Annotated in this window: 19 protein-coding genes; 5 read left to right on the forward strand and 14 right to left on the reverse strand. The window is 49.4% G+C overall.

From position 1 onward, the window contains the following. Nucleotides 1-316: 316 nt before the first annotated feature. Nucleotides 317-7,018, reverse strand: a complete 6,702-nt coding sequence (locus PG862_RS00100; protein ID WP_270706141.1) for a YDG domain-containing protein — start codon at nucleotides 7,016-7,018, stop codon at nucleotides 317-319. A gap of 34 nt (nucleotides 7,019-7,052) precedes the next feature. Next, nucleotides 7,053-7,469, reverse strand: coding sequence for a hypothetical protein (locus tag PG862_RS00105; protein WP_270706142.1), 417 nt, complete (start codon nucleotides 7,467-7,469; stop codon nucleotides 7,053-7,055). Nucleotides 7,470-7,644: 175 nt separating this feature from the next. Here PG862_RS00105 and PG862_RS00110 point away from each other — a divergent pair, with 175 nt between their 5' ends. The 4 genes from PG862_RS00110 to PG862_RS00125 all read left to right on the forward strand — a co-directional run bounded on the left by PG862_RS00110 (nucleotide 7,645) and on the right by PG862_RS00125 (nucleotide 11,114). Next, nucleotides 7,645-8,394, forward strand: a complete 750-nt coding sequence (locus PG862_RS00110; RefSeq protein WP_117796267.1) for a LytR/AlgR family response regulator transcription factor — start codon at nucleotides 7,645-7,647, stop codon at nucleotides 8,392-8,394. Next, the gene (locus PG862_RS00115) at nucleotides 8,391-9,737 is read left to right on the forward strand and encodes an ATP-binding protein (protein ID WP_270706144.1); all 1,347 of its coding nucleotides are present in this window, start codon (nucleotides 8,391-8,393) and stop codon (nucleotides 9,735-9,737) included. Before PG862_RS00110 ends, PG862_RS00115 begins: the two co-directional genes overlap by 4 nt. 86 nt (nucleotides 9,738-9,823) lie before the next feature. Then, nucleotides 9,824-10,219 carry a Fur family transcriptional regulator gene (locus PG862_RS00120; RefSeq protein ID WP_107000649.1) on the forward strand — a complete coding sequence of 132 codons (396 nt, stop codon included), beginning with the start codon at nucleotides 9,824-9,826 and terminating at the stop codon, nucleotides 10,217-10,219. 352 nt (nucleotides 10,220-10,571) lie between these two features. Beyond that, the gene (locus PG862_RS00125) at nucleotides 10,572-11,114 is read left to right on the forward strand and encodes an NADH peroxidase (RefSeq protein WP_022359001.1); all 543 of its coding nucleotides are present in this window, start codon (nucleotides 10,572-10,574) and stop codon (nucleotides 11,112-11,114) included. A gap of 131 nt (nucleotides 11,115-11,245) precedes the next feature. Here PG862_RS00125 and PG862_RS00130 read toward each other — a convergent pair whose 3' ends face one another. The 6 genes from PG862_RS00130 to PG862_RS00155 all read right to left on the reverse strand — a co-directional run bounded on the left by PG862_RS00130 (nucleotide 11,246) and on the right by PG862_RS00155 (nucleotide 20,020). Beyond that, nucleotides 11,246-11,830 carry a GNAT family N-acetyltransferase gene (locus PG862_RS00130; protein WP_270706147.1) on the reverse strand — a complete coding sequence of 195 codons (585 nt, stop codon included), beginning with the start codon at nucleotides 11,828-11,830 and terminating at the stop codon, nucleotides 11,246-11,248. Nucleotides 11,831-11,943: 113 nt separating this feature from the next. After that, a complete protein-coding gene (locus tag PG862_RS00135; RefSeq protein WP_456298763.1) occupies nucleotides 11,944-12,564 on the reverse strand; it encodes a hypothetical protein in 621 nt (206 codons plus the stop codon). 84 nt (nucleotides 12,565-12,648) lie between these two features. Further along, on the reverse strand, nucleotides 12,649-13,833 hold the full coding sequence (locus tag PG862_RS00140; RefSeq protein WP_107000653.1) for an LL-diaminopimelate aminotransferase: 1,185 nt from the start codon (nucleotides 13,831-13,833) through the stop codon (nucleotides 12,649-12,651). 19 nt (nucleotides 13,834-13,852) lie between these two features. After that, nucleotides 13,853-15,472, reverse strand: a complete 1,620-nt coding sequence (locus PG862_RS00145) for a CTP synthase (RefSeq protein WP_270706148.1) — start codon at nucleotides 15,470-15,472, stop codon at nucleotides 13,853-13,855. Between the two features lie 148 nt (nucleotides 15,473-15,620). Next, on the reverse strand, nucleotides 15,621-18,917 hold the full coding sequence (carB, locus tag PG862_RS00150; RefSeq protein ID WP_270706149.1) for a carbamoyl-phosphate synthase large subunit: 3,297 nt from the start codon (nucleotides 18,915-18,917) through the stop codon (nucleotides 15,621-15,623). Next, nucleotides 18,908-20,020, reverse strand: a complete 1,113-nt coding sequence (locus PG862_RS00155; RefSeq protein ID WP_270706150.1) for a carbamoyl phosphate synthase small subunit — start codon at nucleotides 20,018-20,020, stop codon at nucleotides 18,908-18,910. The genes carB and PG862_RS00155 overlap by 10 nt, the downstream gene beginning before the upstream one ends. A gap of 681 nt (nucleotides 20,021-20,701) precedes the next feature. Between PG862_RS00155 and PG862_RS00160 the strand changes: the two genes are divergently transcribed. Then, nucleotides 20,702-21,181, forward strand: coding sequence for an S-ribosylhomocysteine lyase (locus PG862_RS00160; protein ID WP_270706151.1), 480 nt, complete (start codon nucleotides 20,702-20,704; stop codon nucleotides 21,179-21,181). Nucleotides 21,182-21,274: 93 nt separating this feature from the next. On the opposite strand, the gene hisD is transcribed toward PG862_RS00160, so the two are convergent. The 6 genes from hisD to PG862_RS00190 form a co-directional block, all read right to left on the reverse strand. Further along, nucleotides 21,275-22,537 carry a histidinol dehydrogenase gene (gene hisD / locus PG862_RS00165; RefSeq protein ID WP_333563172.1) on the reverse strand — a complete coding sequence of 421 codons (1,263 nt, stop codon included), beginning with the start codon at nucleotides 22,535-22,537 and terminating at the stop codon, nucleotides 21,275-21,277. 265 nt (nucleotides 22,538-22,802) lie between these two features. After that, nucleotides 22,803-23,222, reverse strand: coding sequence for a heavy-metal-associated domain-containing protein (locus PG862_RS00170; RefSeq protein ID WP_107000658.1), 420 nt, complete (start codon nucleotides 23,220-23,222; stop codon nucleotides 22,803-22,805). After that, nucleotides 23,219-23,374, reverse strand: coding sequence for a hypothetical protein (locus PG862_RS00175; RefSeq protein ID WP_022359011.1), 156 nt, complete (start codon nucleotides 23,372-23,374; stop codon nucleotides 23,219-23,221). The genes PG862_RS00170 and PG862_RS00175 overlap by 4 nt, the downstream gene beginning before the upstream one ends. Before the next feature lie 201 nt (nucleotides 23,375-23,575). Then, nucleotides 23,576-25,759 (reverse strand): ferrous iron transport protein B, encoded by a 2,184-nt coding sequence (feoB, locus tag PG862_RS00180; protein ID WP_118538194.1) that lies wholly within the window; start codon nucleotides 25,757-25,759, stop codon nucleotides 23,576-23,578. Between the two features lie 32 nt (nucleotides 25,760-25,791). Then, nucleotides 25,792-26,016 carry a FeoA family protein gene (locus PG862_RS00185; protein WP_022359013.1) on the reverse strand — a complete coding sequence of 75 codons (225 nt, stop codon included), beginning with the start codon at nucleotides 26,014-26,016 and terminating at the stop codon, nucleotides 25,792-25,794. A gap of 94 nt (nucleotides 26,017-26,110) precedes the next feature. Further along, nucleotides 26,111-26,446, reverse strand: a complete 336-nt coding sequence (locus PG862_RS00190; RefSeq protein WP_242995768.1) for a FeoA family protein — start codon at nucleotides 26,444-26,446, stop codon at nucleotides 26,111-26,113. Nucleotides 26,447-26,570: the final 124 nt, after the last annotated feature.

Here is a 26,570-nt window from a genome sequence, read left to right on the forward strand (position 1 = left end):
CCCTCCTGTGTCGGTTTGTTTTCCCCTTGTGAATCAGATTATGATCCCCCAGGTTTCATTATATCATACGTATTCTCACCCGTCCACTCACGAACCCGCGCTATCGCGCTCTACCGCCCTGCTTCGCATGGCTGTTCGTTCGTTAATGGCGCAAGAAAAGAATATGTCTGCTTCGCAGCCGCATTCTTTTCTCCTGCGCTCATTATATTTTTTCATGAATACAGCTGTAAACACATTGGAATTTCATTTTGACTCGGCTTCATAAGGTATTTAGATAGAAGCCGCAATCAATCAAACTTCGACCTAAATGTTCTTTTTACTGTCTGTCTTTCCCATCCCACACACCATTTTCATCTACATAGTAGCCGTCCGGTGTCAGACGTCCGACATACAGGATACCTTTTCTTCCGTCTGAGGTCGGGTGGAAATAGTGCCATTTGCCGTCAATCAGGACCCAGCCGGTCTGCATGCCGTGTTCCGGATCGAGGTAGAACCAGCCGCCATAGTCTTCGTCGCGCATCCAGCCGGTCTTGATATAGCCGCTTTCATCGAACGCCCACCAGTTGCCGTTTACCTGCTCCCATGCATATGCAATGCCGTTTGTACCGCGTTTTTCTGCCTTCGGGTAGCTGCTGTCTGCGAAGCGCAACCACCATCCATGTTCATCCTGCATCCAGTGACTCTTTCCGTCATTGGCAGTGCTGTTGGCAGTTCCTGTGAGAATACCTATGCTGCTGTTGATTCTTCCCTTCACCGGATCCTGCCTGGTCGCTCCGCTGCCAGAAGACTTGTCACGTCCGGAGGAAGAACTCTGGCTGCCTGATTGGTCTGGCTTGTCGGAGTTATCTGGCTTGTCGGAGCCTTCTGGCTTGTCGGAGTTTTCTGGCTTATCCTCTGCCGGTGGAGCTGCCTTACTGATTTCAAATGTAAGGGATGCCGGAGCTGGTGTGTTGTATCTGGATTCCCACGTATCAAATTCACCAAAATCAAACTCGGCTTTGATTGCGTGGGTGCCTACAAATGATTCTCCCGGCTTCGTCCACTTGAGTACAGCGGTTCCATCTTCCCCTACCGAAACTATATCTGCATCCGGATTTTCATTATCATAGAAATGAACATAACCCTGCAGCTTGTCCTGATAAACTCCCTGCACTCTGGCAATGATGTCGAAATCTTCTTTCTCTGTTCCGAGAATTCCTTTCGCAAGCTGTACTCCGGTCGTCCGGTTCACAGCTGTTAAGGTAAGAGTGGGGGTTCCTTTTTCAATGGTTATGGTTTTCTCTGCCGATGTGCTTGTACCGAGATAATTCGTTCCCTCTGCCATGGTGATGCTTACCTTTGCAGAACCGACACCTTTGATGGTCACCTGTCCCTGTGCGTCCACGGTGAGAACCTTTTCATCCGAGCTTGTATAGTTCAGAACTCCATCTCCCACTTTCTTCACACCTGTCAGTGGAAAGCTGTCGTCTCCATAGGTTTTTTCTCCGGTCCATGCTTGCCGATCGATCGAAACCGAACCCTGTATCTGATGGATCGTTCCGGTCTGGGCTGGATATATGATACGGTAATTCTGCAGATTCACTGCACTCTCGCCTGTCTCAACCTTTGCCTCTGAGGAATCAATGGTTACCGTCTTACCGGTTCCGGCATTGGCATCTTCAAAGTTTCCTTTCAGACCGCGGATGGTATAGATTGGGCCCGGAGTTCCTATCGCTACCGTCGCCGCTAATGCGATGTCGGTATTTCCGTCATAAGGCTTTTCAATAGGTGTCGTAACAACTGCGGTCAACTCTTTCGGAGATATCTCCGGAATCACACTTCTTTTCAAACTATTTCCATACTGCCCTTCCGACGCTCCATCCGGTATAAATTCTGCCTGATATGCAGTGGTTCCCGTTACCTCCGGATAAATGGAGGAAGCGGACTTTCCGCTCTGATCCGCACTGAACTTCCATGTTCCTAAAACCGGTGATCTATTATAATTAACAACCTGAAATCCTTCTGCCAGCCGTACCGGAATCTCTGAAAGTGCCTGTCCATAGGTTCCATTCGCTTCAAAGGATACGTCGCCAGCGGGACCTTTGAACTGTAAGATATCCGGCGTTGTCACAGATAAGCGATCAGCCGACTTCGATGCAAAACTGTTGTCTGTTGCTTTCACGCGAAGGGTTATATAATAGGTGTTAGCCGGCTTCGGTGACGTAAACGTCTTCTCCGTCCGCCATTGAAGCTCACCAGACTCAGATTCAGCAATTCCATACTCATACTTGGCATCAGTCGGCTCGACAATTTTGATAGAGTTGCTGGTTTTCGTTATCTTTGTTATCTTATCCGGTTTTGCCGGTCTTACCGGAATCGTTATTGCGGCTGCTTCACCTGCTGTGGAACCTGCGGCTGCCTTTCGCACATACAGGGTAATCTCTCTCGCATTCTCCGGCTGATTGTCCAGAATTTTCGTCAGAGAAGCTTCGCCTCCTGCCCGGATCTTCGTCCAAGTTGCAGAATTCTCGGATTCCGCATATTCGAGCTCATACAGAGCCGTATTTTTCAGGACTTCCCTTTGATAATCAATAGAAGTCTGTTCACGCTCCAATACATTCTCATCTTTACCTGCCTCAACCTTTCCGGTAAATTCCACACCGCCAAAGGAGGCTTTCACTGCCTCCGAAGCCGGAAGGTACATATAGAGCTTTCCGCTGGAATCTGTCCGGACATCCTTAAAGCCGTAGGAGCTTTCTTCAATACTTGCATCTCCAACCAGTGTATTATTATCATAGATACCGGTCAGATCCGCTGTGGTGTAATAAACCGGGGTACCGTTCCCATCTTTTATTGTATTATTCTTCTGCCACGTTTTGCCTACCTGCTCCCAGCCATAAATGATCGGTCGCGGTATATATCCATCCGCCTCCTTCAAACAGATCGTTCCACCCGTAATCGTCACATCAGTTTGTACCTGTGTATTACTACTTTCTCCCATCCCAATATGTGCTACTTTCCTATACCCTGTCGTTTTTTTATCCAGACATATGGTACCACCGTCAATCAGCACCTTCGACGAACTATCCAAACCACTTCCGATGCAGGCTCCCCGTTCAGAATAAGCTGTAATCATTCCGCCATGAATCCCAATCTCTGCAGTTATCGCCGGTTTACTACGGGCATATCCAATACCACTTCCAATTCCGGCACCGTTCTCCGAGCTTGCATTCACCGTTCCGCCTTCTATCACGATTTTACCGGTTCTTTCCTGGCTATCAGCACTTCCTGTTCCGATTCCGGCACCCCAACTACCTTTTGCAGTTACAACTCCTCCGCTAATCCGTATTTCTTCTACACTTTTTCCTGCCGAAGCACCGATGGCAGCTCCCCTAGGATTGTAATCCGTCATTTTTGCAATTACAGTTCCCCCCTTGATGTGAATGATTCCTGTATCCTGTCCTACATTTCCTCCAATTGCTGCACCCGTCTTGCTTACCTTTGTGTTATTGAGCACCTCTATGGAGCCCTGCTGTTCCGGTTCACTGTCAATCGTAAGCTTCGCACCTTTTGCCACGCTGATGCCGGCAGGTGAAGATGAAGATTTCCCTGATTTATTAATCAAAATCTTGTTTTCCCCTTCCAGATAGGTAGTCACATGGGACGCTCCGTTTATCTGAATCGGTGCGATAGCCTCTGCCGGTGTAATCGTAAGGTTCCTTAATACGAGCTTTAATTCCTCGGAAGCTGGGGTATTCACAGAGAGATGATAATTCTCTACTTTCCCAGATGAAGTGATCCGATAGCATTTACCATAGGACTGGTCTATTAGCCTTGCTGTAACCACCTTGCCGGAATCATCTGTTTTAGAATATGAAATTGCCAACTGACCATTTTCCTCGGAAAAAGATATATTTCCAAGGGACAGATCCAGCTCTCCCTCCAACGCCTCTGCATCATTTAATATGATGATATCCGTTCCTGCATCCTCTGCCTTTACCGTTCCGCTGTCTATAGTAAATCTTCCACCGGAGCTGCCTAATTCTCTGATGCCTGTATTTATCAAAAACCGGTAATTTCCGGCCGGAAGATATGCCAGAGCATATGCATGATTGCCTGCTGCTTCATCAATTGTCAGCTTCCCGTCAAAGGCAAACTGGCCTTTGTCCTGCTTTAAATCCACCGAAGCTTCTGAAGCAGCTCCAGCCAGCCGTTCGGCTGTCAGGGATACATTCTCTGCCGCCTGCACCTTTGATGAGTAGAAGTGGAACCGGACAGGATACAGGGATTCTCCGATGGTAAGGGAAAGATTCGTTTCCTTCTCTGACTTCATCGAGAGGGATCCGGTTACTGTAAAGCTATTCGTATTTTCTCCTTCTTCCTGTACCTGAACCGATACCGGAATCTCTCCGGACAGAGGCGTATACCAGCTGACTTTACCAGTCTTTATCTGATAACCGGAAGCTTTTTGAGATAAATAGGTTACTACATCCGGTGCAGCGCCGCCTTCACTTGCTTCTTCCCCGATTTGAACCGTCAGTGTATAATTCTTATCGTCCCTCAAACGGCCATCATGGATGGTCAGATCCATTGCCTTCTGGTAAGCGGCTTTTCCCAGCGTGACGGAGATGGTTTCATCCTTTCCTTTGTTTAGAACAACGCTTCCCTCCATCGTCTTAACTGTCCCGCCACCGGAAGGCTCCAGCGCTACAACCATCTGCATATTTCCGGAATAGCCCATCCACTGGGTTATATCCGGTATCGTTCCCCTGAATCCTGAGACGGTCATCTGAGTGCTTTTTTCATAAACCGGATTTTTTCTCTCTGTATCATTTTTCCAATACAGGGCTATGTCAGCCTGATAGGTTTCATTTTGTAGCTGGTTATCATAAGCGGTGATCTGGAATGTTTTTTTCCCGTAGGTACATTCTTCTCCTCGGGGCGCAATCTTGCTTTCAAGCGGCAGCTCCAGCTGCACCTCCTCGGAAATAGTGACACTGCCGCCTTCCATTCCATTTCCATCAAGAGGCCATAACTCTCCATAACCAATATTTCCACCCGTTACCTTCACAGATCCACTTAATATCTGGATATCGCCACAGGATAATTTTAAATCAGTCACTCCATTCCATCCGCTGCCGATGGCAGCTCCCAGATATTCTGATTTTTCATTCTTATAAAAAGATACGGCTATATTGGGAGCTTCGTCTTTCCTCCCGTCGATCACGATCGTGTCTACACTTCCACCCATTCCGCCTCCGATTCCAGCTCCTGTCTGCCTTCCTCCTTTTGCGGTTATCGTTCCACCCAGTATTTTAATGGTTCCGCCGATTCCATAGCGACCGGTTCCGATTCCGGCTCCTCCATGATAATCCCTCGAATAGGAAACCCAATAAGCTCCACCTTCAGCTTCGATAGTTCCGCCCTTGATTATAATCGTTCCTGTCCTACAGTTATTATCTGCACCTTCGTCACTTGCTGTTCCTTTTCCTCCGATACCGGCGGCCCCATAGGCACCTCCCACTGCCTTCAGGCTTCCGGTACTATTCTCCGTAATAACCAGTGTTGCTCCTTTTCCCACCTCAATTCCGGCTCCCTCATCCAGTCCCACAAGTGTATTGGTTCCTTCTAAGGTCAGATTCAGCTGGGCATTGCCTTTCAAGTAAATACCGGCCAGATTCCATCCTCTGGCTCCACCAGATTGGATCGTTACATTTTTAATCGTCAGATCGACCGTAACATTATCAATTATGATGCCGCCCTTGATGTCTGTATAAGTGGCCTCCGGTCGATTGGTAGGGCAATATCTGCCGGTTATGGTTTTTCCGTTAAACTCATTTTTGTTAGCACTATTAATGAGTAGCGGCTCATTATTCAGATCATACTCCTCGCCTGCCAGAGTCATCAGCTGCATCTCTCCTACGAGAACGCAGATTTCCGGAAGCTCTGCTTCCTCTCCCATCGGATATTCCTCCGGCAGAACCGGTGTGTAGACATAGGCACAGCCGTTGTAGTCCTGATTTGCCTCCTCATAGCCCGCCCAGGTCTTCGTCGAAGTCTCGACCGGCTCTCCGTCCTCGTCAAATTCTTCGAAATAGTCTTTTTCGGAAATGCCGCCGTGAAACTCCGGAAGATCACTCTGCTCTTCGTCCAGTTTCCAGGTTATGCCTGAAATCTGCCAGACTGCCGTTTCCGCATCTGTATCTTTCTCTGTGCCCTTATCCACTGCTTTCACCAGATGCACATTCTGGCTGTCTTCCGCCAGCGTTTCATCCGCCTCTTCCACCTCAACCTCCAGTATATCCGGCAGGATGATATCGCTTTCTTTGGCACCCAGAGGAAGCTTCTGCACCGCAACTGTCTCATCTAACTCCGAAAATCCAATGATTGCCGGACCTTTTTCTTCTGGCAGCACCGTCACCTCGATGCTTGGCAAAAAGCCGGTATCCAGTTCATAGCGGCTGCTTTTCAATTCCGCATCAAACACATAGGTACCCGGTGTTTCTCCGTCGTATGTATCTTTCTCACTGAAGGTCTCATCCAGAACCCAGCGGACCTTTACTTCCTTCCAGTTTTTATCGGTTTTCGTCCCGTCCGCATCGGATGGGGATGCTTTCTGCTCAGTGTCATCCACCCCCCCTATTTCCGATTTTTCTGTAGCATCTGCCTCAGATGGGGATGCTTTCCGAACTGTACCATCTGTTTCAGATGAAGAAAGCGTCTGAAACTTTTTTTCTGTTTCCACTTTACCGTCTCCGCTTTGAAGCTCCGACGGCGTAGCAATCTTTTCTGCACCGTCTTCTTCATCCGATGCTTCTTCTGCCAAAACCCGCACCTTCAGCTTGTCCGGCAGCTCCAGATCCTTATATTTCGTTCCATACGGAACCTCCTGATGCAGGATTTCATCCGAAAGCTCCTTCACTTCCTCGATATACTGCACCGAACTGCCTGCCAGCACCTGCGGGTGCCAGTCACAGGTATTCCATATCATCACCGCCGCCAGCGCCGCTGCCAGGGCACGCTTATATTTCTTTTTCATGCTGTTTTCCTCCATTTATTCTGAGCGAATTTTTCTATTTCAGTCTGTTTCCCACTTGAACAAAATACTCTTTCTTCCGATCCAGCAGGCTTTCGCTGCACGCCGCCAGAAGTTCTTCTAATTCTTCTTTTTTCGTCGGAAATACCCCGAATGCAGTCACATGGATCCGCCAGGATTCAAGGGCATTGTCTCGGTCGGAAAGCCAGATTAAGGACGCCGCCGGGTTATTTTCCCGGATTTTTTCTACGATTTCCACTCCCTGTCTGCCCTGCACGGACGCCAGCATAATGAGGTAGGGATTCCCCTTTACAAAGTGCAGATATTCGTCCAGATCGCTGATATACGTGTGAATCATCGGCCATCTGCAGTTTTCAGTCAATATTTCACGCAGCATCATTTCCAGACCTTCAATGTCGGTCGGTTTTTCTCCATATATCACTACCCGTACCATATCCCACCTGCCTTTTTTGATTTATCTGTAACAACATTTCATTTACATTTCAGGTCATAACTTTTATACTATAAGCATACCAAATGAGCGATTTAATGAAAACCACATCGACGCAAACGGTCAAACCTCGACCTAAATGGTCACGGTTTTGAATAAAGGAGGCGGTTGAGCTTTGATGCATTTTGCGATTGTTGAGGACTTGAAAATAGATCAGAATCATCTGATTCATTTGATACAGGAGAACTTGGAGAAGCACGGGGAAACGGCGCACTTTGACTGCTACGAGAGCGGCGAGGCATTTCTGGAAGCGTTCCGTCCGGGACTTTTTAATGCGGTTTTTATGGATATTATGCTGGACCGGAACGGGCGCAATGGCATTGACACGGCGCTGGAGCTTCGCAAGAGCGCGCAACGTCTCCCGATCGTTTTCACCACATCGGAACGCGATTATTCGCTGCAAGGCTATCGTGCCCATCCCCTTGATTATCTCTTAAAACCGGTTGAGGAAAAGGCGCTTGCCTGGTGTCTCGATGAGATCCGGACATTTCTTGCCGCGCCTGCCTACATCGAAATTCAGGCGGCGCTCGGACGGGGACAGTCATCCACGCAGCGGATTCTGCTTGATGATTTTCTGTATGCGGAGACGCAGAACCACCGGCTGATCATCCACACCAGTTCCGGTGACACCGCCACACGGATTTCTTTTTCGGAGCTAATGTCGCTGCTCCCGAAGGGCAGACGTTTTTACATGAGCGGACGCGGGCTGCTTATCAATTTTTCACAGGTTGCCTCGGTGGACGAGGACGGTTCTGTCCATCTGAAAAACGGCAGCTGCTTTTTCTGCAGCCGCCGGAAGAAAAAAGAGACAAAAGAAGCATTTGCAACCTACTTGTTTGACACATTGCGGAAGGGAGGTACTCTATGAACTGGTCTGTGTTTGGCAAGGCATTTCTCGTTGAAACCGTCTATTCCATTCCTTTTTTTATTTTATCGATTCTGCCATTTAAAAAGCAGCTTCGATTTCCGATTAAAATCCTGATTCTGTTCATTTTTATCGGTCAGCTGCTCCAGTCCTCCCTGTATACCTACCTGATCAGCCACGGTAAACCGACCCGGGTCACCGACACGGTATTTGCCTTCGTTTCCCTGGCGATCTATTTTTTATGTGTGAAGGCTAATTTCTGGAAACTTCTGTTTCTGGGAAACTTCATCCTGAATTATTTTGTCACAGTCCGGGGCATCTGTTTCTTTCTGGAAAGCCGTCTGTTCTACGATCCCAGCATTACCTATTATTCACTCCGCGATCAAAGCCTGCTGCTCATCTCGATTCTTCTGCTTCTGACGCTCCCCCTCGGGCTCAAATTTATGAAAAATGCCACGGAACGCGTTTTTCAGGTAGACAGCTCCGCATTCTGGCAGAAAGTCTGGTTTATTCCATTTTCATGCACCCTGATTATCTGCGCTTATAACTTTGATTTAAACATTGATACCGTCCGCAAGTTCCGTTTTATCCTCACGCGCCTCTGGCTCTTTGCTATGACAATTCTCATCTACTATGTCCTTTTGGAAGCGCTCAATGCAGTCCGCCAGCAGGCGCAGCTGGAAGAACGCGCGGCGCAGCAGGACACCCTCCTGGCGATGCAGTACACACAGTATCAGCAGCTTTCCCGCCACATCGAAGAGGTGCGGGAGGCGCGCCACGACCTGCGCCAGCACTTAAATCTCATCGAGCATTACCTGCAAAGCGGGAAAACGGAGGATCTGAATACCTACATCGAACAATACCGTATGACGCTTCCACCGGACACCGCGCGGACCTGGTGTGAAAATTATGCGGTCAACACGATTATCAGCTATTACGGCGAGGAGGCACGCAAGGCGTCGGTCGATTTTTCGGTCCGCATCCAGCTTCCGCCCTCTCTCCCGCTGGGTGAGCCGGAGCTCTGCTCGATCTTCGGCAATCTTCTGGAAAATGCCCTCGACGCCTGTCGGGAATGTACGGACAGCGCGCCGTTTATCCGCATCTGCGCCCAGGAGGATGCCGGTCACATCGTGATCGCCGTTGACAACACCTGCTGCCATCCGCCGATCGAGGAAAATGGGCGGTTCCGCTCGACCAAACATGACGGCTTCGGCACGGGAACCGCCTCCATCCGTTCGATCGCTGAGCGGTACCAGGGTCTGGTGGATTTCCGGTATGAGGACGGGATCTTTTATGCATCGGTGATGTTGAAATTTGACTCTAAAATTTCTCACGGAAATCTTTGAAAAAAGATTGACTTTCATCGCGTCAGGACGCATAATATAAATAATAATCATTATCAATATTATTTAGAAGGATTGGAGTGTCGCTTATGAAAACCTTAAAATACAGCCGTCAGCGCGAATCGATCAAAGCCTGCCTGATGAGCCGGAAGGATCATCCGACCGCCGACGCCCTTTACACCAGCATCCGGGAACAGTTTCCGAATATCAGCCTTGGAACCGTTTACCGCAATTTAAACCTGTTAGTTGAGCTGGGCGAGATCCGGAAGCTGTCCTGCGGCGACGGCACGGATCATTTCGATTATGATACATCCCCACATTACCACTACGTCTGCCGCCAGTGCGGACGGGTCATGGATATTCCGATGGAAGCAACCAAGGAGCTGGAGACAGCCGCCAAAGAATTTGCGCCGGGAACGATCGATGACCATACCGTGTTTTTCTATGGGATATGCGATGAGTGTCTGAAAGGGGAAAAACACTAATATAGAAGCGGCTGATTTTGTATCGGAACAGACGGGACCAAATGAGCCGCTTCCCGATTTCTGCCATGCGCTGACCGGGTATGAATACATCACCAGCGAAAAAGTTCTGAGAATATCCAGGTTATCGATAAAAATGAAAAAAATAAGAATTATTTCTATTTTTTTATTGACAAACACAGGAATCTATGATATCTTAATATCAGTAATCATTACTGATTTCATTTAAGCCAAATAAACGATTTCGTTTTAAAAGCTCCTATGAAACAGAATGGTTGCAAGCAACTTTACTATCTATTTATTGTTTCTATAAAACACGAAATTAAAAATTTATTTTAGAAAAGGAGAATTGACTATGAAGAAATTTGTCTGTACAGTATGTGGTTACGTATACGAGGGTGAGGCTGCTCCGGAGAAATGTCCAGTATGCGGCGCTCCGGCTTCCAAGTTCAAAGAGCAGTCCGGCGAGATGACATGGGCAGCTGAGCACGTAGTTGGTGTGGCACAGGGTGTCAGCGAGGATATTCTCGAAGATTTAAGAGCTAACTATGAAGGCGAGTGCAGAGAAGTTGGTATGTACCTGGCGATGGCACGTGTAGCTCACAGAGAGGGCTATCCGGAGATCGGTCTGTACTGGGAGAAGGCAGCTCACGAAGAGGCTGAGCACGCTGCTAAGTTTGCAGAGCTTCTCGGCGAGGTTGTAACTGATTCCACCAAGAAGAACCTGGAGATGCGTGTAGAGGCTGAGCACGGCGCAACCGAAGGCAAATTTGACCTTGCAAAACGTGCGAAAGCTGCTAACCTGGATGCAATCCATGACACCGTTCATGAGATGGCTCGTGATGAGGCTAGACATGGCAAGGCATTTGAGGGTCTGTTAAAGAGATACTTCAACTAATCTGAGTGAATGAATGGACAGCGCATTACGGCGCTGGTGAATAAAAGAGAACGGATGAGGGCGTGTGAAAATGGGAAATTCCTTTTTCACACGCCCTGTTTATTTTATGCAGATTTGTTTTATGTCTCTGTTCAAAAAGACGCCAAAATCTTATCTACCGTCTCCTTCTCCATCTCCCCAATCGGAATCATCTCCGCCGGTACGTCCTCATACGGCAGCAGCGCTTTCTCATACCAGGTAACATCGTGCCATTTTCCGCTCTTATAACCGGTATTTTTGCACACGCCCATCGTCCGGAATCCGCATCCGTTATGCATCGCATCGCTCTTCACATTCGGACTTGTCACCAGACTGTAGACGGTGTGGACGCCCTGCGCCTTTAAAAGTTCCAGAAGCACCAGAAGCATCCGTTTGCCGATGCCCTTCGACGTCACCCGACTGTCCAGATACTCAGAAAGCTCTGCATTCCAGCGGTACGCCGCGCGCTCAAGCTGCTTATGCCCATATGCATAGCCAATGATTCTGCCCGTTTCATCCTCGCAGACAATCCACGGATATTCTGTCGTGATCGCCCGGATGCGCCCCTCAAATTCCTCCAGGGACGGCAGCTCCGTCTCAAACGTGATCGGCGTGTCCATATATTGTGCATAAATTTCCAGTATCGCAGGTGCATCGGCGATGGCGGCCAGACGCAGGCGGCAGGATGTATGGTCCATAAACTGGTTCCTCCCTATCATTTTCGGTCATTTTTCCTTTACAGGCAACTATATATGAATCTTCCCGTTTCGTCAACTATTTGCAACCGGATTCATGCCTGCCCGTGCCCCCCTCAATCCACCAGCTCATTCTGATGCCTCGACAAATGCTCATACGGCAGAATCAGCCGCCCCCGGTACAGCCCGCAGCCGTCATTGACAAGGTCGTTGTTGATTGCCGTAAACATATTGACATCCACTTCAGCTAAATTGAGCGATACCAGGCGCTGGCAGCGTTCATATGCCTCATCAAAATAAATACATGCACCTTCCGGTATCTCATCCCGCCTGGCCCGCTCGCCCTCCTGGCGCTTTTCGTAGCTTAAATGATTGGCCACGCCGATCTCCGCGATATCGTCCATGTGCTTCGTGCGAAGCTGGACTTCCACGTAGCTTCTGGAACAATTATCATAAAATGTAATATGAAGAGACTGGTAATCATCCGCGCTGTTTCCGCAGACATAATCCCGGTAGTAAGGTCTCACATCCTCATCCATCATCGGGGAGGCGCTTTCCTTGATCCCATAGGCCGGTTCTGCTGTAAACCCGCGTTCCTCCAGAAATCCCGGAAGTTCATTCGCAATCTGGTAGAGGTACCGGATATCTGCCTCCTGCTGCGATTCCCCCGGTTTCAGGTAACACTTCGGCAGTGAAATCACGATCCGGTACGCGATCAGATCGCGGAAACAGCTCAATCTCTGCTTCAGCAAAAAAGGGACGGTGCATAGGATAACAATGCCCCAGATGCACCAGCCCCCTCATTTATAAAATAGAGCTATTTATTTTCCGTAAACCTTCTTGATCCGCTCCATTGCCTCTTTTGTATTCGCAGTCGTACCAAATGCAGTCAGACGGAAGAATCCCTCTCCATTCTTACCAAATCCGCTGCCCGGTGTGCCGACCACATTTGCCTTGGCAAGCAGATCGTCGAAAAACTCCCAGGATTTCATGCCGTTCGGGCACTGCATCCAGATGTACGGTGAATTTTCGCCGCCGATGTGCCAGATTCCAAGCTCTTTTAAGGTCTCTGTCATGATCTTCGCATTGGTGCGGTATACGTCCAGGTGCTCGCGGCACTGTGCCATGCCCTCCGGTGAAAGAGCTGCCTCTGCGGCGCGCTGTACCGGGTAGGAAACGCCGTTAAACTTGGTTGTCTGGCGGCGCAGCCACATCTTGCGGATGGAAGAACCACCGCGCTCTAATTCAGACGGAACCACAGTATAGCCACAGCGGGTTCCGGTAAAGCTTGCCAGCTTCGAAAGGGAGCAGAACTCGATCGCGCAGGTCTTTGCGCCCTCAATCTCAAAAATACTTCTCGGAAGCGCCGGATCTGCTACGAAGGACTCATACGCCGCATCAAATAAAAGAATCGCATCCTGCTCGTTCGCATAGTCAACCCACTCTTTTAACTGCTCACGGTTGTACACACCGCCAGTCGGGTTGTTCGGGGAGCAGAGATAAATAATATCCGCTTTCTGTCCCTTCGGAGGCATCGGAAGAAAGCCATTTTCCACATTGGCATCCATAAATACGATCTTTCTGCCTGCCATCACGTTCGTATCCATGTAAACCGGGTATACCGGATCCGGGATCAGGACCGTGTTGTCCGCATCAAAGAGATCGAGGATATTTCCGACATCACTCTTCGCGCCGTCGCTGATGAATATATCCTCCGCCGCCACCTCAACCTGGAAGGACGCATAATACTTCTGAACTGCTACGCGCAGAAAATCATATCCCTGCTCCGGACCATATCCATGGAACGTAGCCGCCTTGCCCTGCTCCATAGCTGCTTTTGCAAATGCGTCAGCTGCTTTCTGGCAGATCGGAAGGGTTACGTCACCGATACCCATTTTGATTACTTTTGCCTCTGGATGGGCTTTGGTGTATTCATCTACTTTTTTAGCGATGGTGGAAAACAGATAGCTTTCTTCCAGATTTTTATAGTTTTCGTTGATCTTCATACTTTATTTTCTCCATATTTTAAGAATTTTTTTCCTTTACCTCCAGAGCCGCTTTCACAAACTCCCGGAAGATCGGATGTGCGCGGTTCGGGCGGCTCTTGAACTCCGGATGGTACTGAACTCCCAGATAGAACGGATGTCCCGGAATCTCCATCGCCTCTACCAGCGTACCGTCCGGAGACTGTCCGGAAAAGATAGCGCCATGCTCCATATAAACTTCCCGGAACTTGTTGTTAAATTCATAACGATGGCGATGTCTCTCTTCGATCAGACCTTTTCCATACGCTTTCATCATCAGCGTATCCGGACTGATGCGGCACGGATATGCACCCAGACGCATCGTTCCGCCCATGTCAGCCAGATCCATCTGCTCTTCCATCAGGGCGATAACCGGATGCTTGCTGTCCGGCGCAAACTCGGTTGAGTTCGCATCCTCATAGCCTAACACGCCTCTGGCAAATGCGATCGCCGCGATCTGCATACCAAGGCAGATGCCAAAGTACGGGATATTGTTTCTTCTCGCATAATCAGCTGCCGCAATCATGCCCTCGATGCCTCGGATGCCGAAGCCGCCCGGCACGATGATACCAGTCGAACCGCCCAGGATTTCCGGCGCTGTCTCCGGAGTGATCGTCTCACTATCCACCCAGTTGATCTCCACCTGCGCTCCATTTTCCCATCCGGCATGGTGCAGGGATTCTACGATAGACAAATAAGAATCGTGCAGTTTGACGTACTTGCCGACCAGGGAAATCTTGACCGTCTTGCTGCTGTTCTTGATGCGGTCCAGCATATGTTTCCACTCAGTCAGATCGCACTCCTGCGGCGCTTTCTCGATGCCCAGTTCGCGAAGCACGATCTTGGCAAGTCCTGCTTCTTCCAGCATGATCGGCGCCTCGTAGAGAACCGGAAGGGTCAGGTTCTCGATGACGCAGTCCTCTTTGACGTTACAGAACAGTGCGATCTTGCGGAAAATGGATGGATCGTCCACCGGACGGTCACAGCGCGCTACGATGATATCCGGCATGATACCAAAGGACTGCAGCTGTTTAACCGAATGCTGCGTCGGTTTTGATTTATGCTCGCCTGAAGATTCCAGATATGGAATCAGGGTTACATGGATGAAGAGGCAGTTGCTGCGTCCCGCCTCGCAGGACACCTGGCGGATGGCTTCCAGGAACGGCTGTGACTCAATATCGCCGGTTGTTCCGCCGATCTCTGTGATAACGATGTCCGCATCGGTCTTTTCCTGCACGGAATAGATAAATGATTTTATCTCATTTGTGATATGTGGAATTACCTGTACCGTCTCGCCCAGATATTCGCCGCGGCGCTCTTTATTTAACACATTCCAGTAGACCTTACCGGTCGTCAGGTTGGAATACCGGTTTAAATCTTCATCTATAAAACGCTCATAATGTCCCAGATCCAGATCCGTCTCCGCACCGTCGTTTGTTACGAATACTTCGCCGTGCTGATACGGGCTCATGGTTCCTGGATCGACGTTGATATACGGATCCAGCTTCTGCGCTGCTACCTTAAATCCCCGTGCCTTCAAAAGACGGCCCAGAGACGCTGCTGTAATACCTTTCCCCAATCCCGATACAACACCGCCTGTCACAAAAATAAATTTTGCCATCTGCTTTTCCTCCTCTTCCTTTCTTTAAATATTAATCCACTTTTTCCGTCATATATGATTCTGTCAGATTTTGCCTTCGCAAAAGATTTCAGCCTGCACGGATTCCGCAACCCTCAAAACGCAGAATCCATGCAGACCATCGTTCTTTTTAGTCGTTTTCATGCTCCTGAAGCACATAACCCGGAATCTGGATTTCTTCCGGTTTTTCCATCTGGCCCAGCTCTTTTCTAGCCGCTGCACCATGTGCAATGTGCGCGATATCTACCAGTTCAACGTTGTCCTCGTTGTACTTGCTTTCCAGTGTCAGCGCCAGGACAGCCGCGGTATCAAGCGATGTCAGGCACGGAATACCAAGCTCGACTGCCTTTCTTCTCAGGCGGACACTGTCGCGTCCCGGCTGGCGTCCCGTCTTGGAAGTGGAAATCACATAGCTGATCTTTCCTTCTTCCAGCAGGGAAATGGTCGTCTCCTCGCCCTCTTTGGCTTCCTTCGGCTTCTTGACTAACGTTGAAGAAATGCCGACGCTGTTTAACCGGCTTGCAGTACCGGAGGTCGCGTAGATGTGGAATCCCATCGCCACGTACTCTTTGACCAGCTCGCGCAGGTCGCTCTTATCGGTATCGCGGACACTGATTAAGACGCCGCCCTCGCGCTTCATCGTATATCCGGCTGCTACCAGGCCTTTGAACAGCGCTTCCTCCATCGTCCGGGCGATACCCAGTACCTCGCCGGTCGATTTCATTTCCGGTCCGAGCTGTGTGTCTACGTTGGACAGCTTCTCAAAGGAGAAGACCGGAACCTTGACTGCGTAGTACGGAGAGCACGGATACAGACCTGTCTCGTAGCCCATGTCAGCCAGCTTCTCGCCCATCATGATGCGGGTTGCCAGATCGACCATCGGCACGCCGGTTACCTTGCTGATGTACGGCACGGTACGGGACGAACGCGGGTTGACCTCGATGATATAGATCGTATCCTCATGCAGGACATACTGGATATTGATCAGGCCTTTCGTATTCATGGACAGCGCCAGACGGATGGAATAGTCCACCAGACGGTCTTTCTGGCTCTCGGTCAGCATAAATGCCGGATATACCGCGATGGAGTCGCCGGAATGGACGCCCGCACGCTCGATGTGCTCCATGATACCCGGAATCAGAACCGTTTCGCCGTCGCAGATCGCGTCGACCTCCAGCTCGGTACCCATCAGGTATTTATCAATCAGGATCGCATTCTCAATCTTGTGTGAGAGAATAATCTTCATATACTCATGAATATCGGCGTCGTTGTACGCGATAATCATGTTTTGTCCGCCTAATACATAGCTCGGACGCATCAGAACCGGATAGCCCAGATGATTTGCCGCCTGGATTGCCTCATCCTCAGTGTAAACGGTCTGACCCGCTGCCTGTTTCATATTTAATTTTTTCAGCAGGGCTGCGAAACGTCCGCGATCCTCCGCCATATCGATGCTGTCTGCCGGAGTGCCGAGAACCGGAATATTGTTCTCTACAAGACATTTTGTCAGACGGATCGCTGTCTGTCCGCCAAAGGCTACAACTGCGCCGATCGGCTTCTCGATCCGGATGATATCCAGCACATCCTCCGGTGTCAGCGGCTCAAAATACAGACGGTCTGCTACGTTGAAGTCGGTGGAAACGGTCTCCGGGTTGTTATTTACGATGACAACCTCATAACCGGCTCTCTTTAACGACCATACGCAGTGAACGGATGCGAAATCAAACTCGATACCCTGACCGATACGGATCGGACCGGAGCCAAATACCATAACAACTGGTTTTCCGCTTGCATTCTCTTTAATAAATTCTTCTGCCTCATCTTCCTCGCCGAAGGTGCTGTAGAAGTAAGGGGTACTTGCCGTAAACTCAGCGCTGCAGGTATCAACCATGCGGTAGCATGCCGGAACATGCTTGATTTCCGAAAGCCCGGTCATCTCCTTGATGACTGCATCCGGGAATCCGTTCTGTTTGGCTTCCATATAAAGCGCATCGCTCAGAGTCTCAGACTGCATCCGGCGTTTCAGGGACAGGATATGCATCAGTTTATTTAAGAACCACTCGTCGATCTTGGTCAGCTCATGAATCTCGGCAACGGTCACGCCGCGCTTGAAGCTCTCATAGATTGCAAACAGACGCTCGTCATCCTGCGCCAGAATTTTTTCTCTCAGCTCTTCCACACTCATCGGCGCCAGTTTCTTCATGTTCAGGCTGTTCTGGGAGATCTCCGCGCCGCGGACTGCCTTCATGAGCGCCTGCTCAAAGTTGCGGCCGATCGCCATAACCTCGCCGGTTGCCTTCATCTGGGTACCCAGCTTCCGGCGTCCGTAAACGAATTTATCAAATGGCCATTTCGGGAATTTAACCGTTACATAGTCAAGGGCCGGCTCGAAGCATGCCATCGTCTCGCCGGTTACCTCGTTCGGGATCTCGTCCAGATGATAACCGATCGCAATCTTGGTTGCCACGCGGGCAATCGGATATCCGGTTGCTTTCGAAGCAAGGGCGGACGAACGGGATACACGCGGGTTTACCTCGATAACGGCATATTCAAAGCTCTCCGGATTCAGCGCAAACTGGCAGTTGCAGCCGCCCTCGATACCCATCGCCTGGATAATATTCAGCGCTGCGGAACGAAGCATCTGGTATTCCTTATCCGCCAGCGTCACAGCCGGTGCGATAACAATGGAGTCGCCGGTGTGGACGCCGACCGGGTCAAAGTTTTCCATCGAGCAGACCGTAATCTCGTTGCCGATGGCATCGCGCATTACCTCAAACTCGATCTCCTTCCATCCGGAAATACATTTCTCAACCAGAATCTGATTGATCGGTGACAGGCGGATACCCGCCTCCGCGATGTTGTAAAGCTCTTCTTTATTTGCCGCAATACCGCCGCCGGTACCGCCCAGGGTAAAGGCCGGACGCACGATAACTGGGTAAGAAATAACCTCGGCAAAATCAAGCGCATCCTCGATGGTGGTGACAACCTTGGACGGAATGACCGGCTCACCGATAGCTTCCATCGTGTCTTTAAAGCACTGGCGGTCCTCCGCCTTATCGATGGTCTCCGGGGACGCGCCGAGAAGCGTTACATTGTGGCTCTTTAAGAAACCTTCTTTGGCAAGCTCCATGGACAGTGTCAGTCCGGTCTGTCCGCCCAGGGTGGACAGGATGCTGTCAGGCTTCTCTTTTTCAATGATTCTCTTGACAAATTCCAGGGTCAGCGGCTCGATGTATACGTGATCCGCGATGGCGCTGTCCGTCATGATGGTTGCCGGGTTGGAGTTTACTAAAACGACCTCCAGACCTTCCTCTTTTAAAGCCCGGCACGCCTGCGTTCCTGCATAATCAAACTCTGCCGCCTGACCGATGACGATAGGACCGGAACCGATTACCATAACTTTTTTCAGGGATTTATTTAACGGCATGACGCGCCCTCCTTTTCCTTATAATCTCTCATCATCTGAATGAAACGCCCAAACAGCTCTTCCGTATCCTTCGGACCTGCACAAGCCTCTGGATGGAACTGGACGGTAAATGCCGGCATATCGTGGTAGGTGATGCCCTCGCAGGTGCCGTCGTTGACATTGATAAATGTCTCCTCCGCGCCCTCCGGCAGCGTATCGCGCAGTACCTCATAGCCGTGGTTCTGGCTGCTGATGTAGACGCGTCCGGTCGTCAGATCCTTGACCGGCTGGTTCGCACCTCTGTGACCGAATTTCATCTTTCCAGTCTTCGCGCCCTTGGCAATCGCCAGCAGCTGGTGTCCCAGGCAGATGCCGAACATCGGTTTTCCAGCCTTCGTAATCTTTCGGATCTCCTCGATGAGCTCCGGGTTGTCCTCTGGGTTGCCTGGACCGTTGGAAAGCATGATTCCGTCCGGATTCATCTTAAGAATCTCCTCCGCCGTCGTACCAGCCGGAAGGTCAGCCACGCGGCATCCGCGCCTGGTCAGCTCGCGGATGATATTTTCCTTTGCGCCAAAATCCCAGAGCACAATCTGGAACTCTTCTTTCTCATCCGCCGGTTTGATCTCACATTTCTTTGGTGTAACGGTTTCAACCGCCTTTGTAATGTGGAAGTTTTTCACTTCCTCCAGCTTTTTCGCATCATACGGCGGCTTCACCTCGGTCAGCCAGCCGTTCATCGAACCGGATTCACGAATGGTTTTTGCCAGCTTTCTCGTATCGATTCCATAGACGCCCGGGATGTTTCTTTCTTTAAAAAAGGTGTCAAGATCCCCACTGCATCTGAAGTTGGAAGGTTCCTGACACCACTCTTTTACGATATAGGCTGATAAATATACCTCTTCATTCTCGAAGTCCTGCGGAATCACTCCGTAGTTTCCGATTAACGGAAATGTCTGAACGACAATCTGTCCAAAATAGCTGGGATCTGTGATCGTCTCAAGGTATCCTGTCATACCGGTTGTGAATACGACTTCTCCGGTCACTTCACGTAAAGGAGCGCCAAAGCTTTTTCCCTCAAAATAGTCGCCGTTTTCCAACAGAAGATATACCGGTTTCTCCATCTGGTCACCATTCCTTTCTCTCTCGTACCCCGCCTTCTCAAACCGCTTCGTCGCCAGACCGCTTTTTCTTGTATTTGGACGATTTACCGCTTCCGTTTACATAGGATGTATGCGGCAGCTGGCTCTTTTTACTGTCTGTTCCGGCAGTTTACTTTTTCATTCTCAATAACCTTACATTTGAGCAAATCCGTTGTTACTGTTCACACACGTGTGCCCAGCAACGGGATTTTGCCGATGCTACGCATTCCAAATCGGCAAAATCTGCTGCCGGAACTGTATCGTACGGAATTTTCAGTTCAGAAAATTCCTACCTGTGAACAGTTACAATCCGTTTTCCTTAGATGCTTTTTTCACATCATTACAGACACATTTTATAAATTGTCTGATTATGCAGAAAAAGCGTCCATGAGCCTAAGCCCATGAACGCCCTTGTTCATATTCTGAAAGATTATAGCATAGTAAAGTTCTATGCGTCAAGAGATTTTTTATACATTTTTTTATGTTTTATACGTCATTTATGCATTTTTATGCATTTATGCATTTCTTGCTTTAAATGTAGTAGCTGGCTTCCGCGTTTTTAAGACTGCAAAAAAATAAGTGCTTGTTCTTATGCCTGTCTCTTTATATAATGATGTTAGGTCAAAAGAATTTTGGCATTTTTGATTTAGGAGGTATTTTTTCATGGATAAAATCACCAGCTTTACTATTGATCATCTGAAGCTGCTTCCCGGTGTCTATGTTTCCCGCAAGGACCGCGTGGGCGATCAGGTCATCACCACCTTTGATATCCGCATGACACGCCCAAACTATGAGCCGGTCATGAATACAGCTGAAGTTCACACCATCGAACATCTGGCTGCCACCTGGCTTCGCAACAATGAAGAGTGGAAAGACCGCGTCCTCTACTTCGGACCGATGGGCTGCCGCACCGGCTTCTACCTGCTTCTCGCAGGCGACCTGACATCCGAGGAGATCGTTCCGCTGATGAAGGGGCTCTTTACTTTCATGCGTGACTACAAAGACGAGGTTCCGGGTGCTTGTGCAAAAGATTGCGGCAACTACCTCGATATGAACCTGACGATGGCAAACTGGCTGGCTGACCGCTTTCTGCGCGAAGTCTTAGATGGAATTGGTCCGGAGAGACTGGTTTATCCGGAATAAAAGACAAGAATAGCAGGCGGTATGCTTTGAAACACAAAACCCCCAGATGCTGCAGCATCCGAGGGGTTTTATTCTATATATTTTCTATTTTCCCTATTTTCTTGCATCCGCAGCCGCTGCATGTCCAGATAATCCTTCTCCATGCGCCATACGCGCTACAAGCGGTGCGATACGCGCGGATGCCTCCGGGGTCATGCTCTGATGGGTACAGGTCTTTAAGAATGTACCAACCCAGACACCGCCGGTATAACGTGCCGCCCGAAGAGTCGGAAGTGTGTGGTTGGTTCCGGAAGCATAATCACCAAATACCTCCGCTGTATTCTGACCGATAAACAGGGAACCGTAATTCACCAGCTTCGGAATCAGTGCATCCGGATCTTCCACGTTGATCTCCAGATGCTCCGGTGCATACTCATTCGCATACTGAACTGCCTCGTCCAGGCTGTCTACCACACCGATCTCTCCAAACGTATCCCAGGACTGTCTCGCAATCTTTGCCGTATCCAGAATCTTCAGCTCTTCCTCTACCGCCTCAATCACGCTCTTTCCAAATGCCTCATCCGTTGTCAGAAGAATGCCTTTCGCATTGACATCATGCTCGGACTGTGCCAGCAGATCGGCCGCTACCACCTTCGCACTCGCTTTTCCGTCGGAGATTACCAGGACCTCGCTCGGCCCGGCTACAAAGTCGATGCCGACCTGCCCGTAGCACTGACGTTTCGCCTCGGTTACGAAGCGGTTACCCGGCCCTACAATAATATCCACCGGCTTGATACTCTCCGTTCCATAGGAAAATGCCGCGATCGCCTGTGCACCGCCCAGTGCATAGATCTCATCCACGCCAGCCAGATCCATCGCTACCAGCGTCTTGGCATTGATATGACCCGTTCCACGCACTACCGGAGAGCAGGCGGTGATACGTTTTACTCCCGCTGCCTTCGCCGGAGTCGCTAACATCAGTGCCGTCGAATACAGCGGATAATTGCCGCCCGGCACATAACAGCAGCAGGACTCCACCGGAATGATGCGGTGTCCTAAAAAGACTCCCGGCTCCGGGCTGAAATTGTCAAGGGGTTTCACGGTCTGCCTCTGCGCGTTCGCAAATGCCTCAATATTGTGATGCGCCGCTTTCAGATCCGCCAGCTCCTGCTCGCCCAGCTCCTTATAAGCCGCATCAATCTCCTCCCGGCTGACCCGCAGCGATTCACGGGTACATCCGTCAAACTTCTCATTGTACTCCTTCAGAGCCGCATCCCCGCGCCCCCGGATCTCACCAATAATCCCTGCCACGGTCTCCCGCAGATTCCGGTTATCTTCCTCGCTTCGAACCTGTGCCTCTTTTATAATCTTGATCATACATTCTGCCTCTCTGTATAAGTTTTATCATTTTTTCCAAGTATAGCACAAGTTTTTTTATTTTGCGATACAAAATAAACCTATCCAGCACATCTGAAACCAGAACGTTACTGTACACGGGTAGGCACTTTTGGAACCGAAAGTGCCGTAAGAAAACGTGGTGGCAGCAGGAATTTGCCGTATTTAAATGCGAAGCCACGGCAAATTCCGTTACTGGGCACGTTTGCGTGAACAGTAACACCAGAACAGGATCACACTTTTTCTCTTAGACAACCGTCTCAATATTCTTAACCACAAATCCCTCTTTTTCAACCGCTTCCTGCAGCTTCGCATCGTCCACGCCATTCTCATAGAACACGCGGGCAATGCCTCTGTCTACGTCCGCATCTGCACGGATGACGCCGTTCTGGGCGGTCAGGGCTTTTTCAACGGATTTCTTGCAGTTTGCACAGTGCATACCCTCGATCCGCATGATCTTGGACGGGGTACCCGCTGTAACCGCTTTCTTGGAAAGATCTTCGCCGCGCGCACCAGCATTCCCATCGCTGCCGCAGGAACCGCAGCTTCCACCGGAGCATCCGCAGCATCCGCCGCCTTTTCCCGTGTAATGACGGATCGCCGAACGTAATGCCAGCAAAAGCAAAATCGCTACTACAATTAAAATTCCAATATCAATCGGTCTCATACGTTATCGTCCTCTCTTCTCTGACTTTTCGATGAATGGCTTCGGAGTATCTTTTTTATTTTATCATACACACGGCAGATAAAATATCCTACAAAATAAACTACCAGAAAACCAATCACACCATAAAACATGGATCCGGATGAATCTCCCATCTATGCTTTCTCCTTTTCTTTTTTGAAATCGAATAAAACTGCCTCCAAACAGCAGACTTTCATTCTGCTATCCGAGGCAGCCTTATAAAGGATTAATTTTATCACTTATGATTACAGGCACCTGCCGATGCCCGGTCAGCGGAAACGCAAAACCACCGGCCGGACGGCAGAACCTGTTTTATTTTTCATTTAGAAACTAACTTATGAAGCTGCCTCTACAGAGCTTCTTGTGTAGCTCTTCTGATCCTTGTATGGATCCGGACGGAACAGCATGAAGAGCATGAATACCAAAAGGACTGCTGCCACGATAGTCCATACGTTGAATGCAACTGCGCCAAGTACCAGACCACCTAACTGATATACAATCAGGGATACAGCGTAAGCGAAGAGATTCTGATACAGGATAGCGAACCAGAACCATTTTCTGGACTGGAGCTGCTGTGCCATCGTTGCGATAGCTGCCAGACACGGAGAGTCAAGCAGGTTGAACAGCAGGAATGTAAAGGCTGCGATGGTTGTCGGGAACCATGTCTGGATTGCTGCTGCTACGACATCGGTCTCCTCAGACAGATCCTCGGATACATTTGCCAGAACGCCCATGGTGGAAACGATAGCCTCTTTTGCTGTGAAACCAGTGATGGAAGCTGCAACCGGCTGCCACTCGCCGAAACCAAGCGGACGGAACAGGATTGCGATAGCGCCGCCCAGCATAGCCAGGATAGAATCAGCAGATTCTTCTACCAGACCAAATCCACCGTCTACAAATCCGAAGGAGGACAGGAACCACATAACAACGCAAGCCAGGAACAGGATTGTACCAGCCTTGATGATGAATCCCTTCAGACGCTCCCAAACATGAAGGAGAACGGTCTTAGCGGACGGAATGTGGTACGCCGGAAGCTCCATAACGAACGGAGCTGGTTTGCCGGAGAACGGTTTGGTCTTCTTTAACATGATCGCGGATACAAGAACCGCAGCGATACCTACAAAGTACATGATCGGAGCCATCATAGTAGCCAGATCCATGTCGCCGCTCATATAACCAGCCATAACGCCGCCCATCAGAGCGATAACCGGCAGCTTCGCACCACACGGAACGAAGGTTGCTGTCATGATGGTAAGACGTCTGTCGTTGTCCTGCTCGATGGTCTTGGACGCCATGATACCTGGAACACCGCAGCCAGAGGAAATCAGCAGCGGGATGAAGCTCTTACCGGACAGTCCGAAGTGACGGAATACACGGTCCATAACGAATGCGATACGTACCATGTAACCACAATCTTCCAGAATGGAAAGGAAGAGGAACAGGATAGCCATCTGCGGAACGAAACCAAGAACGGCACCAACACCGCCGATGATACCATCCACTACAAGGCTTACAATCAGGTCAGAAGCGCCTGCTGCTGCCAGTGCATCGCCAGCCCAGCCCTGAATTGCGCCAACAAATGTATCATTGGTCCAGTCTGTTACGAATGTACCAACGGTAGTAACGGATACATAGTAAACCGCCCACATAACAAGAACAAAGATCGGAATACCAAGTAAACGGTTGGTTACGATGCTATCGATCTTATCCGAAAGACTCATCTTCTGAGCCGGTTTCTTTACGGTCTCCTCGATAACCTTCTGGATGTATACATATCTCTGGTCAGTGATAACGGACTCAGCGTCATCATCAAACTCTTTCTCCAGCTCCTTGGTGTAACGGGAGAAACGGTTGTCTGCACTAAGACCAAGCTGCTCTACAACCTTGCTGTCATTCTCGAGAACTTTGATTGCGTACCATCTCTTCTCTGCTTCCGGAATGCTGGACGGAAGCTCTGCCTCGATTGCGCTTACTTTATCCTCTACGCTGCCCTCGAAAATAGCGCTTACAGTGCCTGTTGCATGGCTCTTTGCAACTTTGATTGCCTCTGCAATAACTTCCTTTAGACCGGTTTTCTTCAGCGCGGAAGTCTCAATGATCGGGCAGCCAAGTTTCTTGGACAGTGCCTTTACATCAATGTTGATGCCGTTCTTCTTCAGAAGATCGCACATATTTAAAGCGATAACAACCGGAATACCTGTCTCGATCAGCTGTGTGGTCAGATACAGGTTACGCTCAATGTTGGTTGCATCGACTAAGTCTACGATGACATCCGGATTCTCTTTTAAGATAAAATCACGGGTTACAACTTCCTCCAGTGTATACGGAGAAAGGGAATAAACTCCTGGAAGGTCCGTTACATTTACCTCTTCTCCCGAAGCATCTTTTAATTTACCGGTTTTCTTCTCAACTGTAACACCCGGCCAGTTACCTACATACTGGTTTGCACCCGTCAGTGCGTTAAACATGGTTGTTTTACCGCAGTTCGGGTTACCCGCCAAAGCAATATGAATTGCCATTTTTCATCCTCCTGCTTTTTTAATCAAACTTATTAAACTGTCTGAACATCTACGCACTCAGCATCGGCTTTACGAAGTGAAAGCTCATATCCACGAATCGTAACCTCTACCGGGTCGCCCAGCGGAGCTACTTTTCGAATAAAAATCTCGCTTCCCTTCGTGATGCCCATATCCATGATGCGGCGTTTGTATGCGCCTTCGCCATGAATCTTGACAACTTTGACGGTAGATCCAACCTGTGCATCTTTAAGCGTCATTCTCTGTTCCTCCTAACCATTCCAATTTTTTACTCGGGATTCCGTCTGCTTTTCTACCATACAACCTGCTCCGGAATATCCCCATTCCCTTGTCTTAGACCAGAATGTGTCTTGCCTGATCCTTATTTATAGCCACTCTGGACTCCTTTACGTGAATAATCACGTCTCCGTCCAGCTGGGTTATCAATTTTACTTCGGTTCCCTCGTTAAATCCCATGGATTTTAAATGAGAACGAACCTCTGTGTTTCCGCTGATCTTTTTGATCGTATAGGCGGTTCCTACGGTTGCCATCGAAATCGGCATTGCTCCCTGCATACGATTCTCCTTCCTCTGTTTTTCCACCTTCTGCCCGTCATGATGTCTCACTTGGCGGAAACGGCTGTTTTCATCTGCCGGTAATCTAATTGATTCGCGTACATTAATTTTCATTAGTGCCTGCTAACAGTTGTTAGAGAGAGCTAATTTTCATTAGATGAGACTAATTTTCATTAGTTTCTCCTAACCCGTACATAAGGTTAGCACATGCTAACTTTATTGTCAAGTTTTTTTGCCT

The organism is Clostridium fessum, from assembly GCF_027698965.1.
Classification (GTDB): Bacteria; Bacillota; Clostridia; order Lachnospirales; family Lachnospiraceae; genus Otoolea; species Otoolea fessa.